Source organism: Streptomyces sp. NPDC030862 (assembly GCF_055571835.1).
The window spans coordinates 15,508-36,008 of record NZ_JBVIEN010000003.1 but is presented as its reverse complement, the minus strand read 5'-3'; the positions used below and the strand labels follow the sequence as shown (position 1 = coordinate 36,008).

General features: G+C 73.0%; 18 protein-coding genes, 2 tRNA genes and 1 riboswitch. Of the genes, 10 read left to right on the top strand and 10 right to left on the bottom strand.

What is annotated here, in order from left to right; translation table 11 throughout:
* Positions 1 to 31: 31 nt before the first annotated feature.
* From ACZ42X_RS08300 to ACZ42X_RS08285, 4 genes are all read left to right on the top strand, one after another.
* A complete protein-coding gene (locus ACZ42X_RS08300) occupies positions 32 to 382 on the top strand; it encodes a metallopeptidase family protein (RefSeq protein ID WP_064072095.1) in 351 nt (116 codons plus the stop codon).
* Between the two features lie 118 nt (positions 383 to 500).
* The gene (locus ACZ42X_RS08295) at positions 501 to 1,145 is read left to right on the top strand and encodes a hypothetical protein (RefSeq protein WP_468285758.1); all 645 of its coding nucleotides are present in this window, start codon (positions 501 to 503) and stop codon (positions 1,143 to 1,145) included.
* A 202-nt stretch (positions 1,146 to 1,347) separates the two neighbouring features.
* Complete coding sequence (locus tag ACZ42X_RS08290; protein WP_468285755.1) at positions 1,348 to 3,477, top strand: DEAD/DEAH box helicase; 2,130 nt, start codon at positions 1,348 to 1,350, stop codon at positions 3,475 to 3,477.
* Positions 3,478 to 3,668: 191 nt separating this feature from the next.
* Positions 3,669 to 3,741 (top strand) — tRNA-Lys (locus ACZ42X_RS08285).
* Positions 3,742 to 3,860: 119 nt separating this feature from the next.
* On the opposite strand, the gene ACZ42X_RS08280 is transcribed toward ACZ42X_RS08285, so the two are convergent.
* From ACZ42X_RS08280 to ACZ42X_RS08245, 8 genes are all read right to left on the bottom strand, one after another.
* A complete protein-coding gene (locus ACZ42X_RS08280) occupies positions 3,861 to 5,393 on the bottom strand; it encodes a long-chain-fatty-acid--CoA ligase (protein WP_468285753.1) in 1,533 nt (510 codons plus the stop codon).
* A 184-nt stretch (positions 5,394 to 5,577) separates the two neighbouring features.
* Positions 5,578 to 6,474 carry an alpha/beta hydrolase family protein gene (locus ACZ42X_RS08275; RefSeq protein WP_468285750.1) on the bottom strand — a complete coding sequence of 299 codons (897 nt, stop codon included), beginning with the start codon at positions 6,472 to 6,474 and terminating at the stop codon, positions 5,578 to 5,580.
* A complete protein-coding gene (locus ACZ42X_RS08270; protein ID WP_468285748.1) occupies positions 6,471 to 7,412 on the bottom strand; it encodes a beta-ketoacyl-ACP synthase 3 in 942 nt (313 codons plus the stop codon). The genes ACZ42X_RS08275 and ACZ42X_RS08270 overlap by 4 nt, the downstream gene beginning before the upstream one ends.
* Positions 7,409 to 8,221 (bottom strand): enoyl-ACP reductase FabI, encoded by an 813-nt coding sequence (gene fabI, locus ACZ42X_RS08265; protein ID WP_468285746.1) that lies wholly within the window; start codon positions 8,219 to 8,221, stop codon positions 7,409 to 7,411. The genes ACZ42X_RS08270 and fabI overlap by 4 nt, the downstream gene beginning before the upstream one ends.
* 21 nt (positions 8,222 to 8,242) lie before the next feature.
* Complete coding sequence (locus ACZ42X_RS08260) at positions 8,243 to 9,457, bottom strand: beta-ketoacyl-[acyl-carrier-protein] synthase family protein (RefSeq protein WP_468285743.1); 1,215 nt, start codon at positions 9,455 to 9,457, stop codon at positions 8,243 to 8,245.
* Positions 9,450 to 9,695 (bottom strand): acyl carrier protein, encoded by a 246-nt coding sequence (locus ACZ42X_RS08255; protein ID WP_403547842.1) that lies wholly within the window; start codon positions 9,693 to 9,695, stop codon positions 9,450 to 9,452. The genes ACZ42X_RS08260 and ACZ42X_RS08255 overlap by 8 nt, the downstream gene beginning before the upstream one ends.
* Before the next feature lie 84 nt (positions 9,696 to 9,779).
* Positions 9,780 to 10,892 carry a radical SAM protein gene (locus ACZ42X_RS08250; RefSeq protein ID WP_468285739.1) on the bottom strand — a complete coding sequence of 371 codons (1,113 nt, stop codon included), beginning with the start codon at positions 10,890 to 10,892 and terminating at the stop codon, positions 9,780 to 9,782.
* A gap of 83 nt (positions 10,893 to 10,975) precedes the next feature.
* Complete coding sequence (locus tag ACZ42X_RS08245) at positions 10,976 to 11,695, bottom strand: Phenylacetic acid catabolic protein (protein WP_468285736.1); 720 nt, start codon at positions 11,693 to 11,695, stop codon at positions 10,976 to 10,978.
* A 552-nt stretch (positions 11,696 to 12,247) separates the two neighbouring features.
* On the opposite strand from ACZ42X_RS08245, the gene ACZ42X_RS08240 reads away from it, so the two are divergent.
* Together ACZ42X_RS08240 and ACZ42X_RS08235 are read left to right on the top strand one after the other, a co-directional pair.
* Positions 12,248 to 13,435 carry an aminotransferase-like domain-containing protein gene (locus tag ACZ42X_RS08240; protein ID WP_468285733.1) on the top strand — a complete coding sequence of 396 codons (1,188 nt, stop codon included), beginning with the start codon at positions 12,248 to 12,250 and terminating at the stop codon, positions 13,433 to 13,435.
* A 47-nt stretch (positions 13,436 to 13,482) separates the two neighbouring features.
* Complete coding sequence (locus ACZ42X_RS08235; RefSeq protein ID WP_468285730.1) at positions 13,483 to 13,920, top strand: PaaI family thioesterase; 438 nt, start codon at positions 13,483 to 13,485, stop codon at positions 13,918 to 13,920.
* Here ACZ42X_RS08235 and pdxR read toward each other — a convergent pair.
* Positions 13,902 to 15,407 carry a MocR-like pyridoxine biosynthesis transcription factor PdxR gene (gene pdxR, locus ACZ42X_RS08230; protein ID WP_468285727.1) on the bottom strand — a complete coding sequence of 502 codons (1,506 nt, stop codon included), beginning with the start codon at positions 15,405 to 15,407 and terminating at the stop codon, positions 13,902 to 13,904. The genes ACZ42X_RS08235 and pdxR overlap by 19 nt on opposite strands.
* Positions 15,408 to 15,454: 47 nt before the next feature.
* Here pdxR and ACZ42X_RS08225 point away from each other — a divergent pair, with 47 nt between their 5' ends.
* The 4 genes from ACZ42X_RS08225 to ACZ42X_RS08210 all read left to right on the top strand — a co-directional run bounded on the left by ACZ42X_RS08225 (position 15,455) and on the right by ACZ42X_RS08210 (position 18,949).
* Positions 15,455 to 15,922 carry a carboxymuconolactone decarboxylase family protein gene (locus ACZ42X_RS08225; protein ID WP_468285724.1) on the top strand — a complete coding sequence of 156 codons (468 nt, stop codon included), beginning with the start codon at positions 15,455 to 15,457 and terminating at the stop codon, positions 15,920 to 15,922.
* Between the two features lie 110 nt (positions 15,923 to 16,032).
* Positions 16,033 to 16,106 (top strand) — tRNA-Met (locus tag ACZ42X_RS08220).
* Positions 16,107 to 16,157: 51 nt separating this feature from the next.
* The gene (locus ACZ42X_RS08215) at positions 16,158 to 17,399 is read left to right on the top strand and encodes a PP2C family protein-serine/threonine phosphatase (protein WP_468285721.1); all 1,242 of its coding nucleotides are present in this window, start codon (positions 16,158 to 16,160) and stop codon (positions 17,397 to 17,399) included.
* Between the two features lie 227 nt (positions 17,400 to 17,626).
* A riboswitch (cyclic di-AMP (ydaO/yuaA leader) is annotated at positions 17,627 to 17,762 on the top strand.
* An 11-nt stretch (positions 17,763 to 17,773) separates the two neighbouring features.
* Positions 17,774 to 18,949, top strand: coding sequence for a M23 family metallopeptidase (locus ACZ42X_RS08210; RefSeq protein WP_468285719.1), 1,176 nt, complete (start codon positions 17,774 to 17,776; stop codon positions 18,947 to 18,949).
* 206 nt (positions 18,950 to 19,155) lie between these two features.
* Here the strand turns inward: ACZ42X_RS08210 and ACZ42X_RS08205 are convergent, their stop codons facing one another.
* Positions 19,156 to 20,403, bottom strand: coding sequence for a PrsW family intramembrane metalloprotease (locus tag ACZ42X_RS08205; RefSeq protein WP_468287411.1), 1,248 nt, complete (start codon positions 20,401 to 20,403; stop codon positions 19,156 to 19,158).
* Positions 20,404 to 20,501: the final 98 nt, after the last annotated feature.

Here is a 20,501-nt window from a genome sequence, read left to right as displayed (position 1 = left end):
GTACGTCCGGGTCATCCGGGACAATGGCCGGGTGCTGGAGATGACGCGCGAGGAGTTCGAGGAACTGGTCGCCGAGGCGCTGGACAGGATCCCGCCGGAGCTGACGCGGCTGATGGACAACGTCGCGGTGTTCGTGGAGGACGAGCCGTCCCCGGACGACCCCGATCTGCTGGGGCTGTACGAGGGGACGCCGCTGACCGACCGGGGCGAGTGGTACGCCGGCGTGCTGCCGGACCGGATCACGATCTACCGGGGGCCGACGCTGCGGATGTGTGACTCGCGCGAGGACGTGGTCGCGGAGACCGAGGTCACGGTGGTGCACGAGATCGCCCATCACTTCGGGATCGACGACGAGCGGCTGCACGAGCTGGGCTACGGCTGACCGGTGGCGGCCCGTACGGGTGGCGCCGGTGGCCACGGCCCCCGCTTTCGGGCGTGTCCTTGACGGGCGTGGGGAGTTGGGCAGGGAAACCCTGACCCGTGCCTGTGGAGGTGCCCGCGTGCGCCAGTTGCCCGCCCCCGTCCGATGGGCCGTGACCGCACTGGCGGTCGCGGCGTCCGCAGGCTCGCTCAGCGGCTGCATGAGCGTGTCCGACGAGAGCGCCAAGCCCGTGCCGTCCGGTTCGGTCGGCCCCTCCGGCGCGGCGGCGGCCGACGTGGACGGTGGCGCCGCCGGGCCGGGAGTCCGGCCGGGGGCGCGCGCCGAGGGCCTCGGCGCGGACGGGAGGCCCGGCGCGGCGGAGGAGGCCGGCGAGGCCGGCGCCTCCGCGGAGCCGAGCGCCTCGGCGGCGCCGTCGGCCAAGCCGTCCGCGGGCGGCCCCGGCGACGGCGGCCGGCCGGGACGGCCGCAGGACCCCACGCCCCCGGCCGGCGGGTCCGGCGGTGGCCAGGGCGGCGGGCCGGGGGACTCCGGCGGGCCCGGCGGTGGGGAGGCCTCGCCCAGCCAGGCGCCGACACCGCCCGCGCCCACCCCGGCGGACCCCACGCCGACCCCGGCCGACCCGCCCACGGACCCCGGTCCGGGCCCGAAGCCGTCCGACTCGCCGTCCGCGTCGCCGGCGGCGGACACGACCCGGACGCATGCGCTCAGGGCGCCGGACTGGTCGGCCGAGCCGCACGCATCGCCGCAGGTCGCGCCCGCCTGAGAGGGGTCGGTTTGCGTCAGAGGGGGGTAGGTGCGTATGGTGGTAGATCGTTTGATCCCATTTCCCATTTGCCCGGCGCCGACAGAAGCGCGCCGCGTGTGGCGCGTACTCCCAGCCGTGGCTGACCGCATCGAGGCGGTCGAATTGCGAAACACGGAGTTGACGGGCGCGTGCCGAGACTCCGGAAGGTTTCGCATTTCGCATGTCCATTTTCAGTTCTGACCACGCTGTCCTGCCCGAGGCCGACGAGGCGCTCGTCGAGGCCGTAGAGGCCGTCGAGACCGACGCCCTCGCGGACGTCGTCGCCGACGACGAGCCGACCATCACCTTCGCGGACCTCGGTCTGCCCGAGGGTGTCGTCCGCAAGCTCGCGCAGAACGGCGTGACCACCCCCTTCCCGATCCAGGCCGCGACCATCCCGGACGCCCTGGCCGGCAAGGACATCCTCGGCCGCGGCCGCACCGGCTCCGGCAAGACCCTCTCCTTCGGTCTGCCGCTGCTCGCCACCCTGGCCGGCGGCCACACCGACAAGAAGAAGCCCCGCGGCGTCATCCTCACGCCCACCCGTGAGCTCGCGATGCAGGTCGCGGACGCCCTCCAGCCGTACGGCGACGTGCTCGGCCTCAAGATGAAGGTCGTCTGCGGCGGTACGTCCATGGGCAACCAGATCTACGCGCTGGAGCGTGGCGTCGACGTCCTCGTCGCCACCCCGGGCCGCCTGCGCGACGTCATCAACCGCGGCGCCTGCTCCCTGGAGGCCGTCCAGGTCGCGGTCCTTGACGAGGCCGACCAGATGGCGGACCTGGGCTTCCTGCCCGAGGTCACCGAGCTGCTCGACCAGGTGCCGGCCGGCGGCCAGCGCCTGCTCTTCTCCGCCACGATGGAGAACGAGATCGCCACGCTGGTCAAGCGCTACCTGACCGACCCGGTGGTCCACGAGGTCGACAGCGCCCAGGGCAACGTCACGACCATGACGCACCACGTCCTCGTCGTGAAGCCGAAGGACAAGGCGCCGGTCACCGCCGCGATCGCCGCGCGCAAGGGCCGCACCATCATCTTCGTCCGCACCCAGCTGGGCGCCGACCGCATCGCGGAGCAGCTGCGCGAGGCCGGCGTGAAGGCCGACGCGCTGCACGGCGGCATGACGCAGGGCGCCCGTACCCGCACCCTGGCCGACTTCAAGGACGGTTACGTCAACGCGCTCGTCGCCACCGACGTCGCCGCGCGCGGTATCCACGTCGACGGCATCGACCTGGTCCTGAACGTGGACCCGGCCGGTGACCACAAGGACTACCTGCACCGCTCGGGTCGTACGGCCCGTGCGGGCAAGTCCGGCGTGGTGGTCTCGCTGGCCCTGCCGCACCAGCGGCGCCAGATCTTCCGCCTGATGGAGGACGCGGGCGTCGACGCCTCGCGCCACATCGTCGGCGGCGCCGGCGCCTTCGACCCGGAGGTCGCCGAGATCACCGGCGCCCGGTCCCTGACCGAGGTGCAGGCCGACTCCGCGAACAACGCCGCCAAGCAGGCCGAGCGCGAGGTCGCCGAGCTCACCAAGCAGCTGGAGCGCGTGCAGCGCCGTGCCGCCGAGCTGCGCGAGGAGGCCGACCGCCTGGTGGCCCGCGCCGCCCGCGAGCGGGGCGAGGACCCCGAGGCCGCCGTCGCCGAGGTGACGGAGGCCGCGGAGGCCGAGCTCGCCGAGGTGGCCGCCGCCCTCTCCGTACCGGAGCAGCCGCGCGACGAGCGCCGCGACCGTGACGACCGCCGCGACGACCGCCGCGAGGGTGGCTTCCAGCGCCGCGACGAGCGGGGCAACTTCCAGCGCCGCGACCGTGACGACCGCGGTGACCGCGGTGGGTTCAACCGCGACCGTGACGACCGTGGTGGCCGTTCCTTCGAGCGCCGTGACAACGACCGTCCGTCCGGTGGTTTCCGCCGGGACAACGACCGTCCGTCGGGCGGCTTCCGCCGGGACAACGACCGTCCGTCGGGCGGCTTCCGCCGCGACAACGACCGTCCCTCCGGCGGCTTCCGCCGTGACCGTGACGACCGTGGTGGGTTCAACCGCGACCGTGACGACCGTGGTGGCCGCTCCTTCGAGCGCCGTGACAACGACCGTCCGTCGGGTGGCTTCCGCCGCGACAACGACCGTCCCTCCAGCGGCGGCTTCCGCCGCGACGACCGCCCCTCCGGCGGCCACCGTGGCAGCGACCGCCCGTTCAACCGCGACCGCCGCGACGACCGCCCGTCGGGTGGCTTCCGCCGGGACAACGACCGTCCCTCCAGCGGCGGCTTCCGCCGCGACGACAAGCCGCGCTGGAAGCGCAACGGCTGATCCGTACGCCCTGATCCGTACGGCCTGATCCGTACGCCTGATCCGCGCGCCTGAGACGGGCCCGTACAGCACTCCGGTGCCGTACGGGCCCGTTCCGCATCGCGAGGGAGGGCCGATACTCGATCGGCTCCCCGACGCGGGGGGACTATGCTCGGCATGACGCTCCGCGCCCGGGCTATGCTGCGGGTTACGGGCCGTTAGCTCAATTGGCAGAGCAGCGGACTTTTAATCCGTTGGTTGTGGGTTCGAGTCCCACACGGCCTACCGTCGAGGTACCGCCGAAAATGCCCTGACCTGCGTAGACGCGGGACAGGGCGGCGGAACGCCCTATCTGCGGCCCCTGGATCTCGATCCGGTGGCCGCAGGTGGGGCGTGCACGTTTCTCAGCCGGCGGCCGGGTCGGGCCGGACGATCTCGCGTTTGAGGATCTTGCCGGTGGGGCCCTTCGGCAGGAAGTCGGCGATCCACACGATGCGCGGGTACTTGAAGGGTGCGACGCGCTCACGGACGAAGCCGAGCAGTTCGTCGGGTGTGGCGGACGCTCCGTCACGCAGCACCACGGCGGCGGCGACCTCCTGGCCGTGGACGGGGTGCGGGACGCCGAGGACCGCCGCCTCCGCGACCGCTGGGTGGGCGTAGAGCACCTCCTCCACCTCGCGCGGATAGACGTTGTACCCGCCGCGGATGACCAGGTCCTTGATGCGGTCCACGATCCGGAAGTCCCCGCGGGCGTCCCGGGTGCCGAGGTCACCGGTGTGCAGCCAGCCGTTGCGTACCGTCTCCGCGGTCTCCTGCGGACGGCGCCAGTAGCCCCGCATGACGTTGTGCCCGCGGATGACGATCTCGCCCACCTCGCCGTCGGGCAGTTCCCCGCCCTCGCGGTCGACGACGCGCATCTCGACGCCGTCGACGGGGATGCCGACCGTGCCGGCGACGCGCTCACGGTCGAGGCGGTTCACGCAGGCGAGCGGCGACGACTCGGAGAGCCCGTACCCCTCCAGTACGGCGCAGCCGAACACCTTCTCGAACCCGTGCAGCACCTCCACGGGCAGCGGGGAGCCGCCGCACAGGCCGACGCGCAGGGTGGAGAGGTCGTACGGACCGGACTCGGGGCTCTCCGCCAGCCGCAGCATCAGCGTGTACATCGTGGGGACGCCCAGGAGGACGGTCACCCGGTCCCGTTGGATCACGGAGAAGGCGGCTTCCGGGGTGAAGCGGGCCAGCAGGGTGAGGCAGGCGCCCACCGACACCGCGCAGTTCAGCCCCATGACCTGTCCGAAGGAGTGGAAGAGCGGCAGCCCGCCGAAGATGACGTCGGCGGGGCCGAGGCGCAGCACGCGTGCGCCCTCGTCGATGTTGCGGCGCAGGTTGTGGTGGGTGAGTTCGGCGCCCTTGGGCTTGCCGGTGGTTCCGGAGGTGTACAGGACGACGGCGGAGTCCGCGGGTGAGCGCGGCTCGTTGTGGGCCGACGGGAGGTGGGTGCGCAGCGTGGCGAGGAACGCCTCGGGTTCGACCACGATGCGCGGGGTGCCGGCCCGGCGGGCGCCTTCAGCCGCCTCGTCCCCGTCCTGGTGCCAGGCGAAGAGGAGGGCCGCTCCCGCGTCGTTCAGGCAGTGCTCGATCTCCCCGGCCTTCAACAGCGGGTTCATGGGCACGACGATCGCCCCGGCGCGGAGGATGCCGTAGTACAGCACCGCGAAGAGGGGGGTGTTGGGGAGCAGGACGGCGACGCGGTCGCCCGGTGCCGTGCCCAGGGCGCGGAGCCGGGCGGCGGCACGGGAGCTGAGGTCGTCCAGCTCGGCGAACGTCAGCTCGTCGCCGTCGAACCGCAGGGCCGGCCGGTCGGGGTACGCGGCGGCCGCGCGGGCCAGGAGGGCGGGGACGGTGCCGGGGTCGAGGGCAGGCTCGGGCTGCATCGGGTCATCCTCCAGTGCGGCGGTTCCAGTGCGGCGGTTCCAGTGCGGCGGTTCCAGTACGGCGGTTCGCGTACGGGGTTCCCGTACGGCGGGTCGAAGCGAACGGGCATCGGCGGCTCAGGGCGGTCGCGGCCGTCGGCAGGGCGTCACGGTGGCATCGCTCGCCCGGTCTGGCCGCCCGGCATCAGGCCGCCCGGTCGGAGGCGAGGACGACTCGCTCCGCCCAGGCCCCGATGCGTTCGACGAGGCCGCCGTGGTGCCGTATCCAGCGGAAGTGGTCCAGCGGGCGGCCGCCCGCGTCGGCGCACGCGTAGTGGAGGCGTTCGACCCGGGCGGCGGGCATCTTGGCGCACAGATGGTCCACGGCCGACGGCGGCGCCATGGTGTCGTTTTCGACGTCGACGGCGAGGACGGGCAGCGTCACCGTCCGCAGCGCCTGCTCGTAGTCCACCCGCGCCCCGGGGACGGTGTAGCGGCCGGTGCGCATCTGGCGGGCCCAGTCCCGCATGAGCCGCGCCGTTTCCCGGCCGCCGAAGCCGAACCGCTCCCCCGGCCAGTACCCGAGTATCCCGGCCCCGACGGCGCTGAGCTGACTCCGTACCAGCCACCGCGCGCCGTCCCGCCCCAGCGCCCGGTACCAGGCGGAGCCGCTGGCGACGAGCACGACGCCGTCGAGCCGCGCGGGTTGGAACAGCCCGCAGTGCACCAGCCCCAGCTGCCCGCCCAGGCTGTGCCCGAGCAGCAGCCGCGGTGCCGTGGGGTACGCGGCGTCGACGACGTCGAGCACGGCCCCGATGTCGTGCTCGACGATGTCGCGGTAGCCGAACCGGACGCCGCGGGCGGGCAGGGGCACGCTCTCGCCCTGCCCGCGCAGGTCCGTCGTCACCACCGTCATGCCCCGCCGGTGCAGCGCCCGCACGAGCGGGAGGTAGTTCCGCGCGGGCGTCCCCATCGCGGGCAGCAGGACGATGACGGGCGCACCGGCGTCGTCGTCCCGCGCCCGCACGCGCACGGTGAGCCGCGCGCCGTCGGGGGCCGTGATCTCGCCCAGCAGCGGCAGGCGGGGTTGCTTGGCGCTCATCCCAGCCGCCAGCCGAGCACACCGGCACCCCAGGTGATCCCCGCGCCGAAGGCCGCCACGCCCAGCACCCCGGACGGCCCGAGCCGGCCGGCCTCCTGGGCGTGGGCCAGGGCGATGGGGATGGACGCCGACGAGGTGTTGGCCACCCGGTCGACGTTGAGGAACAGCTTCTCGGGTGGCACCCCGATCTCCTTGCCGACGGCTCTCACGATGCGGGCGTTGGCCTGGTGGGCGACGAAGAGGTCGACGTCGTCGCAGGTCAGGTGGCGTCGCTCCAGTACCCGTCGGGCCGCGTCGCTCATCTTCTCCACGGCGTGGACGAAGATCTCGGGGCCGTTCATGCGGAGTTTGCGGTCATGGCGGTCGGCGAAGAGCAGGGGGATCTGCTCGCCGTCGGAGGCGAGGTGGAAGGCGGGCGCGACGGGGGCGTCCGGGAGGTCGGTGAGGACGACGGCACCGGCGCCGTCGCCGAGCAGGACGGCCGTCGACCGGTCCTGGGCGTCGGTGATGCGGGTGAGCGCCTCCGCCCCGCAGACGAGGACGGCCTCCGCCCGCCCGGACTCGATCAGCGCCGTCCCGTGGTCCAGCGCGTAGACGAATCCGGCGCAGGCCGCGTGCAGGTCGAAGGCGGCGGCCTGCGGTGTGCCGAGCCGTGCGGCCACCTCCACCGCCAGCCCGGGCGTCGTCCGGTCGGGGGTGGTCGTCGCGACGACGACGTGGCTCAGGGCGGCGGCGTCCCGCCCGGCCTGCCGCAGCGCTGTCCGGGCGGCGGTGACGGCGAGGTCGGCGAGCCGGCCGTCCTCGGGCAGGAAGCGGCGCTCCCTGATCCCCGTCCGCTTGACGATCCATTCGTCCGAGGAACCGATCGCCTCGAAGTGGCTGTTCGGCACGGTGCGTTCGGGCAGCGCCGCCCCGATACCGGTGATCGCCGCTGTCATCGTGCGGTCTCCTTCCCGGAGGTCCGGCCGCCGCCCACGCCCATGCGGACGGCGTGCATTCCGCCGTCGGCGTGCACGATCTCGCCGGTGACGGCGGCGGCGAGATCGGAGAGCAGGAAGAGGACGGGCCCGGTGAGGCGCTGGACGTCCGCGCGGTCCCAGCCGAGCGGCGCCTCCTGCTCCCACCGGTCGGCGATGGCGTCGAAGGTGCTGATGGCCGACCCCGCCACCGTCTCCACGGGTCCGGCGGCGACGAGGTTGACGCGGATGCCGCTGTCACCGAGGTAGAGGGCGAGGTAGCGGCAGACGGCGCCGAGGGCGGCCTTGCTGACGCCCATCCAGTCGTAGCCGGGCCAGGCGCCGGTGGAGTCGAAGTCCAGCCCGACGACGCTGCCGCGCTTCCTGGCCAGCAGGGGGGCGAGTGCGGCGGTAAGCCCGTGCAGGGAGACGGCCGCCGTGTGGAGGGCGTGCGTGGCGCTCTCCACGGGGGTGGTGAGGAAGTTGCCGCTCAGTGCGGACTGCGGGGCGGCGGCGATGGCGTGCAGGACGCCGTCGACCGCACCCCATCGGCCCTCCAGCTCCTTGGCCAGCCGGGTGAGGTCGTCCGGCCGGGTGACGTCCAGCTCCAGGACGTCCGTGGGGTGCGGCAGCCCGGCCGCCGCGGCCTCGGTGATCCGCCGCGTCCGGCCGAACCCGGTCAGCAGGACCTCCGCGCCCGCCTCCTGGAGGGCCTTGGCGGTGTGCCAGGCGATGGAGTCGTCGTTGAGGACCCCGGTCACGAGATAGCGGCGTCCTGCGAAGCCGAGCATCACGCTGTGGCCTTTCGTCGGTCAGGGGGTGGAGAGGACGAGCGCCGCGTTGTGGCCGCCGAAACCGAACGACGTGGACAGGCCCACCCGCGGCCGGTCGCCGCCGGGCAGCTCGCGTGCCGTCCGGATCAGGTCGAGCCCGCCGAGCCGCTCGTCCGGCTGCCGGAGGCCGGCGGTCGGGGGTGCGACGGCGTGGCGCAGCGCCTGCAAGGTGACGATGGCCTCCACCGCTCCGGCCGCGCCGAAGAGGTGCCCGATGCCGCCTTTGCTGGACGACACCGGGATGCCGGCCAGGGTGTCGTCGCCGAGGGCGAGGCGCAGGGCGTCGCACTCCAGCCGGTCGTTGAGCAGGGTGCCGGTGCCGTGGGCGTTGACGTAGTCCAGCTCCCCGGGGGCCGTCCCGGCGTGCCGCAGGGCCTGGGAGACGGCCTCGGCGGCGGGGCGGCCGCCGGGATCGGGGGCGGTGAGGTGGTGGGCGTCGGAGGTGGCGCCGTAGCCCCGTACGACGCCGAGGACCTCGGCCCCGCGCCGGGTGGCTCCGGCGGCCGTCTCCAGGACGAGGACGCCGGCGCCCTCCCCGATGACGAAGCCGTCGCGCTCCGCGTCGAACGGCCGGCAGCGGCTGGTGGGCGAGAGCGCCCCGGCGTTGCGGAAGGCGGCGCTGACGAGCTCCGACGTCGACGCTTCGGCGCCGCCCACCACCACGGCGTCCGCCGCGCCGGCCGCCAGCAGCCGCAGCCCCGCACCGATGGCCTGCGCGCCGCTGCTGCACGCGGACGCCACGCACAGCGACTCGCCCCGGAAGCCGTACCGCATCGACAGGTGCGAGGCGGCGGCGTTGGCCATCATCTGCGGCACCATGAGCGCCGAGACGTACTCGGCGCCCTGCTCGGCGAGGACCGGGCCCTGCGCCTCGAAGCTGGCCGTTCCGCCGAGGCCGCAGCCGATGACGCAGGCGACGCGCCCGGCGTCGTACGGCGCGGCCCCGGATGTCCAGCCGGCGCGCGTCAGCGCCTCCTCCGCCGCCACCAGCGTGAACTGCGTGAACCGGTCGGTGCGGCGTACGAGGTGACGGGAGAGGTGGTCGGCGGCGCGGAAAGCGTCACAGGTACCGAGCCCGTCGTGCAGCCCGCTCTCCCCGGCGACGGCCCGCTCGTGCAGCACGTCGGCGCCGACACCGAGCGGGGTGACCGCGCCGAAGCCGGTCACCACCGCCCCCGTCACGGCGTCACTCAAGTCCGGCCTTCGCGTAGCAGAGCTCGAGTATCTGGCCGACGGTGTCGAGCCCGTCGAAGTCCTTCGGTTTCACCGGGACCTGGAGGTCCTTCTTGATGGCCTGTGCCAGTTCGACCATGTCGAGCGAGTCGATCTCCAGATCGTCGAGCGCGGCGTCGGGGCGGATGTCCCCGTCGTCGACACCGAGTTCCACCAGCGCCTCGTGGATGAACTTCTCGATCGCGGCGTGATCAAGCATGGGTGATGTGCCCTCCTCGTGCGGGACGTCGTGCGGGACGTCGTGCGGGACGTCGTGGGGGTTGCGTGCCGTCGGCTTCGCGGGCTACGCCGCGACCTTGGTGGCGTGGAGCGGGGACCAGTGCCACTGCCGCCAGTAGCTCTCCGCGATGTCCAGCCACTCCTCCAGCCGCTCCGCACTGTCCAGGAACCGGCTGGCGCTGACCACCAGCCAGCTGTAGACGGCCTGGCTGTCCCGGCAGCCGCCGCAGTCGCCGGAGGTGCAGCAGAACTGCAGGGTCTCGTAGTCGGCGCCCCAGGCCGCGAAGCCGGGGATCACCGGGTTGCCGTTGGCGACGCGCTCCTCATGGTCGGGGTGGTCCACGCTCAGGCTCGGGCAGACGTCGTAGCCGAACCGGGCGCCCCAGTGGGAGGTGCCGGTGATGAGGGTGCGGATGAAGTACGGGTGGCTCACCACCGTCTCCGGGTACAGCTCCTTGACCCGCAGCGCCTCTTCCAGCACCCGGCGCTCGTTCTCGATCTGGATCGGGTGGTCGGAGCCGTGCTCGCTGTAGAAGTTGAAGGTGACGATGTTGCCGTTGTCCGCGATCTTCCGGACCGTCGGTTCCAGATGGCGCAGGCCGGCCTCGGAGAGCGCGAAGATGAACAGCACCCGGGGGTCGTTGCGGTAGTGGGAGAGCGCCGTGTCGAACAGGCCGGTGAACTTCGACCCGTTGACGCGGATGGCGCGCAGGTCGTCGTCCAGCGGCCCGCCGCCGAAGATGCTGACGGCCACGGCGATGTGCTCGAAGCCCTGCATGGGCATCGGGCGCAGCCCGTTGGTGGAGATGGTGATGTACGGCAGCTCCTCGACGAACGCCTCCACCCGGCGCAGGACCAGGGTGGGTTCGCCGCCGATCAGCGTCGCCTGGTTGACGCCGTCGTCGCGCAGCCTCCTCGCGAAGGCCTTGATCTTGTCGACGTCGGACAGTTCCTTGACCGCCGTGTCGAAGCCGCCCTCGAAGTACCAGCAGCCCTTGCAGCGAATGTTGCACGTGTTGGTCAGGTGCACCTCGCACGAGCGGACGGTACGTCCGAGTCGGCGCAGACGGTGCAGCCGGTCGGCCAGGTCGGGCCGTTCCGCCAGCAGAGCGGCGGTCCGCTCCTTGGCCTCCCTGCGGGTAAGGGGGCGCTGGCCGATGGTGACCGGTGTCGCCATGGGGATGTGCTCCTCGTTCTCGGGATCTCAGGGACGTGCTGTCGTTGCCACTCCCCTCACGGGACGCTCGGGGAGCGTCCCGCCTACTCCGGAACCTTCAGCCCCAGGTTCTTGATGCGGGGCGTCACCTTCTCCCGCCAGATGTCCCGCGCCTGACCGTTCGTCGTCTGCCGCAGTCCGAAGCGGACCGCCATGCGGGAGCGCTCGGACCGCGAGCTGCCGAAGATCCGCTCGAACCCGGGCCACAGCCGGTCCAGCGCCTGCTGCAGTTCCTCACGCCCCTCGTCCGTCTGCGCCAGATTGCGGCAGACCCGCGCCCCGTGCGCGATGTGGACCTTCTCGTCGAGGATGATGGTGCGGACGGCCTCGGCCCACGGCTTGTAACTGCTCTGCGCGAACTCGGAGATCATCACCATCGCCGTCTCCTCACCGATGTAGGAGAAGACGCCGCGCTCGGCCCAGGTGGTGCACTGGTGGAACTCGTGGCCGGCGAAGAGCTTCCGCTCGGCGAGCGTCTGCTTCTCCATGGAGGACGTGTCGATGCCGATGTCGGCGAGGACGCGCTTGCCGATCTTGTAGTGGTCGTACTCCTCGACCGCGCGTTCCGCGCAGACCTGCCGCTCCTCGGCGTTGGGCGCCAGCGGCAGGAAGACCTGTATGTAGTCGTCGGCGCCCGAGAGCTCCCCCTCGGTGTTGACGATCATTCCCCGGATCGCGATCTCCCGGTAGTCCTCGGGCATCGCATGGAATTCGTCTGGAGTGCGGACTACGACGACCTCATCGCTCGGGATGGTGAATGACATGTGCGTTTCTACACCTCACTGGCCCCCACCGGGTCCGGGCATGCCGGATCACCGAAACTCGGTCGGGGAAATCGGGGATGGGGATTGTGTACGCGCCCGAACGGAACTCCGGTTCCGCTTCACCTGTCCGCGCCGCCGGTCGGCACCGCTGCCTTCAGCAGAGCGGGCCGACGATAACCACACCCCAAACGGCTGTTCAATGGAAACCTTTCGGCCACGGCAGCCGACACGCCACCGAGAGGTGTCGGGATTCCCTCTCCCTCCCCTCTCCCCGGCAGGGGGCGTGGCCACCTCCGCCACCCCGGGACGCCACCACGTGGCAGCGCCTCCCATCTGCGGTGACTCCCCACTGAGCGCCACCGGTGGAGTGCGCTCGAACCCCATCATCGTAAATCGGCCAAGGGCTCCCCGTAAAAATCCCTTCCCTATGCACCGAAGTCTCAAATGCTGAGCCGAAGCGCGTCCAGTGGACAGGCACAACTCGCCCCGTATCAGGGCCTCCTGACCAATCCGCAGCCTGGACAGCCCCTCTGATTTCTTTATGCTTGGGGCATGCAGCCTTCTGTCCCCCCGCCCGCAGTCGCCTCCCGCCTGGCCAGCGTCGTTTCCTCGCCGGTACGGGACATCCTGTTGCTCACCGCACGCCCCGAAGTGATCTCTTTCGCGGGGGGACTTCCGGCTCCGGAACTGTTCGACGTTGATGGCCTCAAGGCCGCATTCGACCGCGTCATGGCCGAAGGGGCCCGCCGGGCCCTCCAGTACTCCACCACCGAGGGCGACGCCGACCTGCGCGAGGCCATCGCGCGGCGGCTCACGGCACGTGCGCTGCCGACCGGCGCCGACGACCTGGTGATCACGACGGGCTCGCAGCAGGCCCTCACCCTCATCACCACGACCACCCTGGAGGCCGGCGACGTCGTCCTGGTCGAGGACCCCTGCTATCTGGCCGCCCTCCAGACCTTCGGCTTCGCCGGCGCCCGCGTCATCCCCGTCCCCACCGACGACGACGGCATCATCCCCGAGGCCCTGGACGAGATCGCCGCCCGCGAACCCGCCAAGCTGCTCTACCTCGTCCCCACCTTCCAGAACCCCACCGGCCGCACCCTCCCGGCCGCGAGGCGGACCGCCGTAGCCGAGACGGCCGCCCGGCACGGCTTCTGGATCGTGGAGGACGACCCCTACGGCGAACTCCGCTACGACGGTGAGCAGGTGCCCTGGATCGCCACGTCCCCCGCCGCGTCCGACCGCACCATCCTGCTGGGGTCCTTCTCCAAGATCATGGCCCCGGGCATGCGCCTCGGCTATCTGCGCGCCCCCGCGGCCATCCGCCGGTCCTGCGTCATCGCTAAGCAGGCCGCCGACCTCCACACCTCCACCGTCGACCAGGCCGTGGCCGCCCGTTATCTGCGCGACAGCGACCTGGACGCCCACATCCGGACCATCCGCGACGCCTACCGGGAACGCCGCGACGCCCTCCTCGACGGCCTGCCCGCCGCCCTGCCCTCCGGCAGCCGCTGGAACCACCCCGCCGGCGGCATGTTCGTCTGGGCCCGCCTGCCCGAGGGATCCGACGCCACCCAGCTCCTCCACGTCGCCATCGGCCACGAGGTCGCCTACGTCCCCGGCGCCCCGTTCTTCGCCGGCGACCCCGACCCGGCCGCCCTGCGCCTCTCCTTCACCACCCACTCCCCCGAGGAGATCACCGAGGGCCTGCGCCGTCTGGCCAAGGCGTTCGCGTAACCCGCGCCCCGGATCCGCGTCCTCCACGTGCCCCAGAAGGGATTCCCATGCCCACCGAGTCGGCCACCCTGGTTGACGACGCCCCGATGACCCCCGCCGCGCTCAACGACATGATCGCGCGGGACTTCCAGGACTACGCCGCCTGCGAGGTCACCGAGGCCACCGGAACCCGCCTCACCATGGAGGCCGACGGCACCCGTCTCCGCACCCGCCCCGGCGGCACCATCTCCGGTCCCGAGCAGGCCGCCCTCGTGGACCTGGCCGCCTTCCTGCTCATCAACGCGCGCCTGGGCCGCCCGACCCCCATGGCGCTGACCAGCTCCCTCCAGATCAGCTACCTCAGCCGCCCCCGTCCGGGCCTGCTCCGCACCCGCGCGGAGATGGCCAAGTTCGGCAACCGCCTCTGCGTCGTCCTCGCCGAACTCCGCGACAGCACCGGCACCCTGGCCGCCACCGCGACGGTCACCTACTCCGTGCCCCGGTAGCCCTCGGGTGTGCGCCAGGCGGCCTGCTCCGGGCCGCCCGGCGGCAGCGCCCGGCACAGTGCCTCCAGGGCGGCGCCGTAGGCGTGGTCCGGCGGGGTGGCGTAACCGACGACCAGGCCGTCCGTGTGCGGCCCGGTGGCCGCCGGGTGGCGGAAGGCGGCGAGGCCGTCGAGGGCGATGCCCTGCCAGGTGGCCGCCTTCACCGTGGAGGCCTCCGTACCGGGCGGGAGGCGCAGGACGGCGTGGAGGCCGGCCGCGATGCCGGTGGGCGTGATGTGCGGGGCGCGGTCGGCGAGGGCGGCGACCAGCCGGTCGCGGCGGCGCCGGTAGCGCTGGCGCATGTGGCGGACGTGGCGGTCGTACGCGCCCGAGGTGATGAGGTCCGCGAGGGTGAGCTGGTCCAGGGCGCTCGCCCACGCCTCCCGCTCGCCCTTGACGGTGAGGACCGGCTCGACGAGGTGCTCGGGCAGGACCATCCAGCCGAGCCGTACGGCGGGCGACAGGCTCTTGCTGACCGAGCCGAGGTAGAGGACGCGGGCCGGGTCGAGGCCCTGGACGGCGCCGACCGGTTCGCGGTCGTAGCGGAACTCGCCGTCGTAGTCGTCCTCCAGGACGAGGCCGCCGCGCGCGCGTGCCCAGTCGACGGCGGCGGCGCGCCGGGCGGGGTGGAGCGGGCCGCCGGTGGGGAACTGGTGCGCGGGAGTGAGCAGGACCGCCCGTACGCCGCCCGGGAGGGAGGCCAGTTCCCCGGTACGCGCACCGTCCTCGTCGAGTCCGAGCGGAACCGTGCGGACGCCCGCGGCCTGGAGGAGCGAGCGGTGGAAGCCGAGCCCGTACGACTCGACCGCGAGCGGCCCGCGCAGGACGTCGCCGCCGAACAGCAGCCGCAGCGCGTGGGCGAAGCCGGAGCAGACGACGATGCGCTCGGGGTCGGTGTACACGCCGCGGGCGCGCGCCAGGTAGGCGGCGAGCGCGGTGCGCAGTTCGATACGGCCCTGGGGATCGCCGGGCCCGAAGGCTTCGTTCGGGGCGGCGTGCAGCGCGCGGCGGGCCGAGGTGAGCCAGGCGGCGCGGGGGAAGGAGGAGGCGTCGGGGGTGCCCTGGCGCAGGTCGTGGCGGGGCGTAGGGGTGGCGGCGGGGAGCGCCGGGGACTTCTTCGGGACGCGGGGTGTCTTCGCGGGCGCGGCGCGTTCGGCGACCCGGGTGCCGGAGCCCTGGCGGGCGGTGAGCCAGCCCTCGGCGACGAGTTCGGCGTACGCGTCGGCGACCGTGTTGCGGGCCAGGCCCAGGTCGGCGGCGAGCGAGCGGTACGGCGGCAGGCGCGTGCCGGGGGCGAGCCGGCCGTCGCGTACGGCGTCGCGCAGGGCGGTGGTGAGCGCGGCGCGGCGGCTGCCCGTGGGGGACAGCTCCACGTGGAGGTCGGCACCGATGCGTTCGGCCGCTTCGGACCAGGGGCGGCCCGGTGAATTGACCCGTGATTCCGGCATGGAAATGCACCCTACAGGGGGTCTTTCCGGCCCGTAGATTCATGGTCATGACGACGACGAACACGCACACGGACACCGTTTCCCGGATCAACTTCGCGAAGGCCGCACCCCAGGCGTTCAAGGCCCTGATCGGCTTCGACGCCGCCGCCCGTGAGGGCCTGGACCCCGCCCTCGTCGAGCTCGTACAGATCCGCTCCTCCCAGCTCAACGGCTGCGCGTACTGCCTGCACATGCACACCACCGACGCCCGCAAGGCCGGCGAGAGCGAGGATCGGCTGCACATGGTCGCCGTCTGGCGGGACGCGGCGCACTTCTTCACCGAGCGGGAGCGGGCCGCCCTCGCCCTGACCGAGGCCGTCACGCTGGTCGCGGCCGGGGGTGTGCCGGACGAGGTGTACGCGCGCGCCGCCGCCCACTTCGAGGAGGGCGAGCTCGGGCGGCTGCTCGCGCTGATCTTCACCATCAACACCTGGAACCGCATCGCGATCAGCACCGCGAAGGTGCCGGGTGCGTGAGGCCGTCGCTCAGGCCGTCACTCGGGACGTCGCGTGAGACCGGTCGCGGGAGGCCGGTCGCGTAAATGGAGATGATCTTGCTCCGCATGGCGTAAGGTGGTGTTCACCGACGCGGGGTGGAGCAGCTCGGTAGCTCGCTGGGCTCATAACCCAGAGGTCGCAGGTTCAAATCCTGTCCCCGCTACTGAAGGCGAAGGCCCGGTGCCGCAAGGCACCGGGCCTTCGTCGTATGCGCATGTCGTACGCCCTGGTCGCCCGGTCGGCCGATGGCGGGGCGTCGTGCGGCGCGGCTCCGGACGGTGTGCGCGGGGCCCGCCTACCGTCCGTAACCGTGGGTGACAACGGCGACAGGACCTGGGGTCGGAGCGCGCGACGCGCGAAGGTGCGCCGCTTCCTCCGGGTGGTGCCCGTCCTGATGATCGTCGGCGGCGTGGTGTTCGACCTGCTGACGCCGCCCCGGTTCACGGCCGTGCCGCTGTTCACCGCCGCCCCGCTCGTCGCCGCGCCGTTCTTCACCGCGCGGATCACGCTGGTGGCCGGGACCGCCGCCCTTCTGGCGCTGGCCGGGCTGCGCCTCCACAGCGGCACCCTGGACGAGGCCCCGTCCGTCACCGAGCTCGTCACCCTGGCCACGGTCTCGGCGTTCGCGCTGATGATCAACCGGGTCGTGCGGCGCAGCGGTGAGCGGCTCGCCTCCGCCCGCGGCATCGCCGAGTCCGCCCAGCGCGCCGTGCTGCCGACGCCGGCCGAGCGGATCGGTGGCCTGCGGGTGGCGGCGCGGTACGAGGCGGCGCAGGCGGACGCGTTCATCGGGGGCGACCTCTACGCCGTGCAGGACACGCCCTACGGGGTGCGGCTGGTGGTCGGGGACGTACGGGGGAAGGGGATGGGCGCGGTCGAGGCGGTGGCGGTCGTGCTCGGGGCGTTCCGGGAGGCGGCCGAGCAGGAGAGCTCGCTGGAGGGGGTGTCGCAGCGGCTGGAGCGGGCGCTGGCGCGGGAGGGGACCCGGCGTGACGGGCTCGACGCCTTCGAGGGCTTCACCACCGCCGTCCTGGCGGAGGTGGCGCGCGGCGACGCGGTGGTGCGGCTGGTCAACCGCGGCCACCCGGAGCCGCTGATGCTGTACGCCGACGGGGGCCTGGCGCGGCTGGAGCCGACCGAGCCCGCGCTGCCGCTCGGGATGGTGGACCTGGGGCCGTGGCCCGACCGCGCGGACGAGGTGCCGTTCCCGCCCGGGGCGACGCTGCTCTTCTACACGGACGGGCTCTCCGAGGCGCGGGACGCGGGCGGGGCCTTCTACGAACCGGCGGAGTGGCTGGCGGGGCGGAGCTTCGCGGGGCCGGGGGAGCTGCTGGACACCCTGGTGGAGGACGTACGGCGGCATACGGGGGGCGGGGGGACGACCGACGACCTCGCGCTGCTCGCGGTGAACAAGCCCCAGGGGCAGCGGGTCAGGACGGTCCCGCACGGAGGGTGATCGGCGTGGAGCGCTCCGCATAACAATTGACGAACCGTCAGGAAGTGTGGTGAGGCCCACGGGGTGTGAGGGGCAGTCAACTTGGCTGCTATTGCCCGTTTGTAGGGCGGTATGCCAGAGGCTAAGTAGTTAATGATCAGTAGGAACAGCTTGGAAACACGGCCCCGCGTCTATTAACGTTCGATAACGCAGCGCGGTCGTCCCAGCCGACGCAAGAGCGACGGCACCGTGCGCGCGCGCCGAATTCCGCAAGGGAACCGGGGAACCACCACCTTGGGGTGAATCGGGCCGCATCGCGGCCTGAAGGAGACCTTCCTGCTCCGAACCCGTCAGCTAACCCGGTAGGCGAGAAGGAAGGAAAGGAGTGCGCCCCCGTGGCGTCCAACAGGCCTGCCCCCGAAGCGCCGTCTGCTCCATCGGCCTCCCCGGCCCCTCATTTCGTCGATGCCTTCGGTCCGGGCCCCGGTTCCGGTTCCCCCGCTGAGAGTCAGGGTCAGTGGGAGGAGTGGAACCCCACCGAGGACACCGTCCGCCCCGTCCGCGGCCGCCATCGCGTGGTCAAGCAGCGCGGCGGGCTGGCCCGTAGCTCCACCGTCCTGGGCGTGGGCGTCATCGCGGCCGTCGGCGCGGGCGGAATGGCCACCGCGCAGGACAAGCCGCCGGTCTCCATATCCCTGCCCGACCTGCCCGGTGCGATAGCCGACAGCCTCCCGGACGCCGAGTCCATGCCGGGCATCGGCGCCCTGCTCTCCGACGACGGCGCCGATGACGGTGCGGACGGGTCCGACGGCTCCGTCGCCTCCGCCGACGCCCAGCCGGCCGCCGCGCCGCTGACCGCCGGGTCCTCCGCCGCCGAAAGGTCCGCCGGGGACCGCGCCGAGAGCGGTGCGAGCGCGGGCGAGGCCCTGCGGGCCCGCATCCTCCAGCAGGCCGAGCACCAGCAGGCGTCCGCGGACGCGGCGGCGAAGCTCGCGGCCGAGAAGGAGGCCGCCGAGCAGGCGGCCGCCGCGGCCAAGGCCCAGCAGACCGCCGCCGAGAAGGAGGCCGCCGCCGAGGCGAAGGCCAAGGCGGAGGCGGCGGCGAAGGCCGAGGCGGCCGAGGAGGCCGCCGCGGCCAAGGCGGAGGCCGAGCGCCTGGCCAAGCTCGCCGGCAGCTATGCGCTGCCGACCTCCTCGTACACGATCACCTCCACCTACGGCCAGGCCGGCAACATGTGGTCCTCCGGCTACCACACCGGCCTCGACCTCGCGGCTCCCACCGGCACCCCGGCCAAGGCCGTGCACGGCGGCACCATCAAGTCGGCCGGCTGGTCCGGCTCGTACGGCTACCGGATCGTCCTGGAGCTGGAGGACGGCACCGAGGTCTGGTACTGCCACCTCTCCTCGATGACGGTCGGCGCCGGGCAGAAGGTCGGCACGGGCGAGACCATCGGGCGCGTCGGCGCGACCGGCAACGTGACCGGGCCGCACCTGCACCTGGAGGTCCACACGGCGGGCGGCGCCGGCGTGGACCCGCTGGCCTGGCTGCGCGGCAAGGGCCTGACGGTCTGAGGCCTGGCCCGCCCGCCTGAAGCCCGGCAGTCCGCGGCTCCGGCCCCTGCCCGGCCTCTGCAGCCCGGCCCCCTGAGGCCCGGCAGTCCGCGGCCCGGCCCCCTGAGGCCCGGCCGCCCCGGCACTCCGGTGGCCCTGGCGTTCCACCCCCCGACGCCAGGGCCGCCGGTCTCCCTGTTCCGTCCGCCGCGTCCGCGTAACGCCGCTCAGGCCCGGTACGGGTTGTAGCCGTCGTAGTCCCGGTGCGGAGGCGGCGCCCACACCCGGCCCGTCGCGCGCGCCGCGTACGTCAGGGCCGGGCCCGCCACCGCCTTGCGCTGCCACAGGTGGTGCAGCAGCTCCTGCTCCCGCGCCACGAAGTCCGGGTCCGCCGCACCCCTGCGGGCCCGGTGGCGCAGGAACGCCAGCGTCGTCGCGAACGCCTCGTACTCCCCGACCGCCCGTGCCGCCGCCGGACCGAAGGAGCGGGCCGCGTACCCGCGGGCCAGGCCGCGCGCCCGCATCGAGGCCAGCGCCAGCGGCTCGGTGGGCGAGAGCCAGCCGGCCGCCGCGTACGCGGGCAGCTCGCCGGATATGGTGCGCAGCTCGCGCTGGCGGGTCCAGATCACCAGCCAGGTCATCAGCCCGAAGGCGGGCAGCATGAACGCCGCGTAGACCGCGTAGAACCCCCAGGGGCCGAAGAACGACACCGAGCCGTTCCACATCGCGTGCATGCCCATCGCCAGCAGGAGCCCGAGCAGGGGCAGCGCGATGCGGCGTACGCGCTTGCGGCGCGCGCTGACGGCGGCGATGCCGAAGCCCAGGCCGGTGAAGACCGTGAACAGCGGGTGCGCGAAGGGCGACATCACGACCCGTACGAAGAAGGTCGCGGCCGTGACCGAGGCGAAGCCGGTCGCCCCGAGCTGCTGGTCCTCCCCGAAGGCGTTCCCCAGGTACAGGATGTTCTCGGTGAAGGCGAAGCCGGTCGCCGTGAAACCCGCCGTCACGACGCCGTCGACGACGCCCGTGAACTCCCGTCTGCGGAAGAGGAACAGCAGCAGCACGGCGACGGCCTTCGCGGTCTCCTCCACCACGGGCGCTATGACCGTCGCGCCGATCGTGTCCGCGGCCGTCGGATCGGCGGTGGCGGTGGCTATCCAGCGGTGCGCGAAGGTGTTCGCGATGATCGCGACGAGCGCGGCGGCGAAGGCGCCCCAGGAGAAGGCGAAGATCATGTTCCGCCAGGGGGCCGGTTCCACCCGGTCCAGCCACCGGAACGCCGCCAGGAGCAGCGGCACGGGCAGCAGGGCGAGCCCCAGCCCCACCAGGAAGCCCTCCGTGCCGGTCTGCTCCCGCACCAGCGCCAGGATCACCAGCCCGCACAACGCGAGCACGGTGAACACCGAGCCGAGCCGCACCACCCGGCTGCGCCACAGGCGCCGCGGTTTGTAGCGCCAGCGGGCGCGCTCGGGCACGGCCTCGAACGACGGCTCGGGGTCGTACGCCGGGACGGCCGGCTGGGCCGGCTGTCCCGGGTACGCCGGATGCGCCGCTTGTGCCGGTTGCGCTGCCT

What these genes read in the sequence shown, in the direction of transcription:
- ACZ42X_RS08290 (WP_468285755.1), top strand. Translation starts at nt 1,348, where the DNA reads ATGTCCATTTTCAGTTCTGACCACGCTGTCCTGCCCGAGGCCGACGAG.
- ACZ42X_RS08245 (WP_468285736.1), bottom strand. Translation starts at nt 11,695, where the DNA reads ATGTCATTCACCATCCCGAGCGATGAGGTCGTCGTAGTCCGCACTCCA.
- pdxR (WP_468285727.1), bottom strand. Translation starts at nt 15,407, where the DNA reads ATGCCGGAATCACGGGTCAATTCACCGGGCCGCCCCTGGTCCGAAGCG.
- ACZ42X_RS08270 (WP_468285748.1), bottom strand. Translation starts at nt 7,412, where the DNA reads ATGACAGCGGCGATCACCGGTATCGGGGCGGCGCTGCCCGAACGCACC.
- ACZ42X_RS08215 (WP_468285721.1), top strand. Translation starts at nt 16,158, where the DNA reads ATGTCGTACGCCCTGGTCGCCCGGTCGGCCGATGGCGGGGCGTCGTGC.
- fabI (WP_468285746.1), bottom strand. Translation starts at nt 8,221, where the DNA reads ATGCTCGGCTTCGCAGGACGCCGCTATCTCGTGACCGGGGTCCTCAAC.
- ACZ42X_RS08235 (WP_468285730.1), top strand. Translation starts at nt 13,483, where the DNA reads ATGCCCACCGAGTCGGCCACCCTGGTTGACGACGCCCCGATGACCCCC.
- ACZ42X_RS08255 (WP_403547842.1), bottom strand. Translation starts at nt 9,695, where the DNA reads ATGCTTGATCACGCCGCGATCGAGAAGTTCATCCACGAGGCGCTGGTG.
- ACZ42X_RS08225 (WP_468285724.1), top strand. Translation starts at nt 15,455, where the DNA reads ATGACGACGACGAACACGCACACGGACACCGTTTCCCGGATCAACTTC.
- ACZ42X_RS08250 (WP_468285739.1), bottom strand. Translation starts at nt 10,892, where the DNA reads ATGGCGACACCGGTCACCATCGGCCAGCGCCCCCTTACCCGCAGGGAG.
- ACZ42X_RS08240 (WP_468285733.1), top strand. Translation starts at nt 12,248, where the DNA reads ATGCAGCCTTCTGTCCCCCCGCCCGCAGTCGCCTCCCGCCTGGCCAGC.
- ACZ42X_RS08280 (WP_468285753.1), bottom strand. Translation starts at nt 5,393, where the DNA reads ATGCAGCCCGAGCCTGCCCTCGACCCCGGCACCGTCCCCGCCCTCCTG.
- ACZ42X_RS08275 (WP_468285750.1), bottom strand. Translation starts at nt 6,474, where the DNA reads ATGAGCGCCAAGCAACCCCGCCTGCCGCTGCTGGGCGAGATCACGGCC.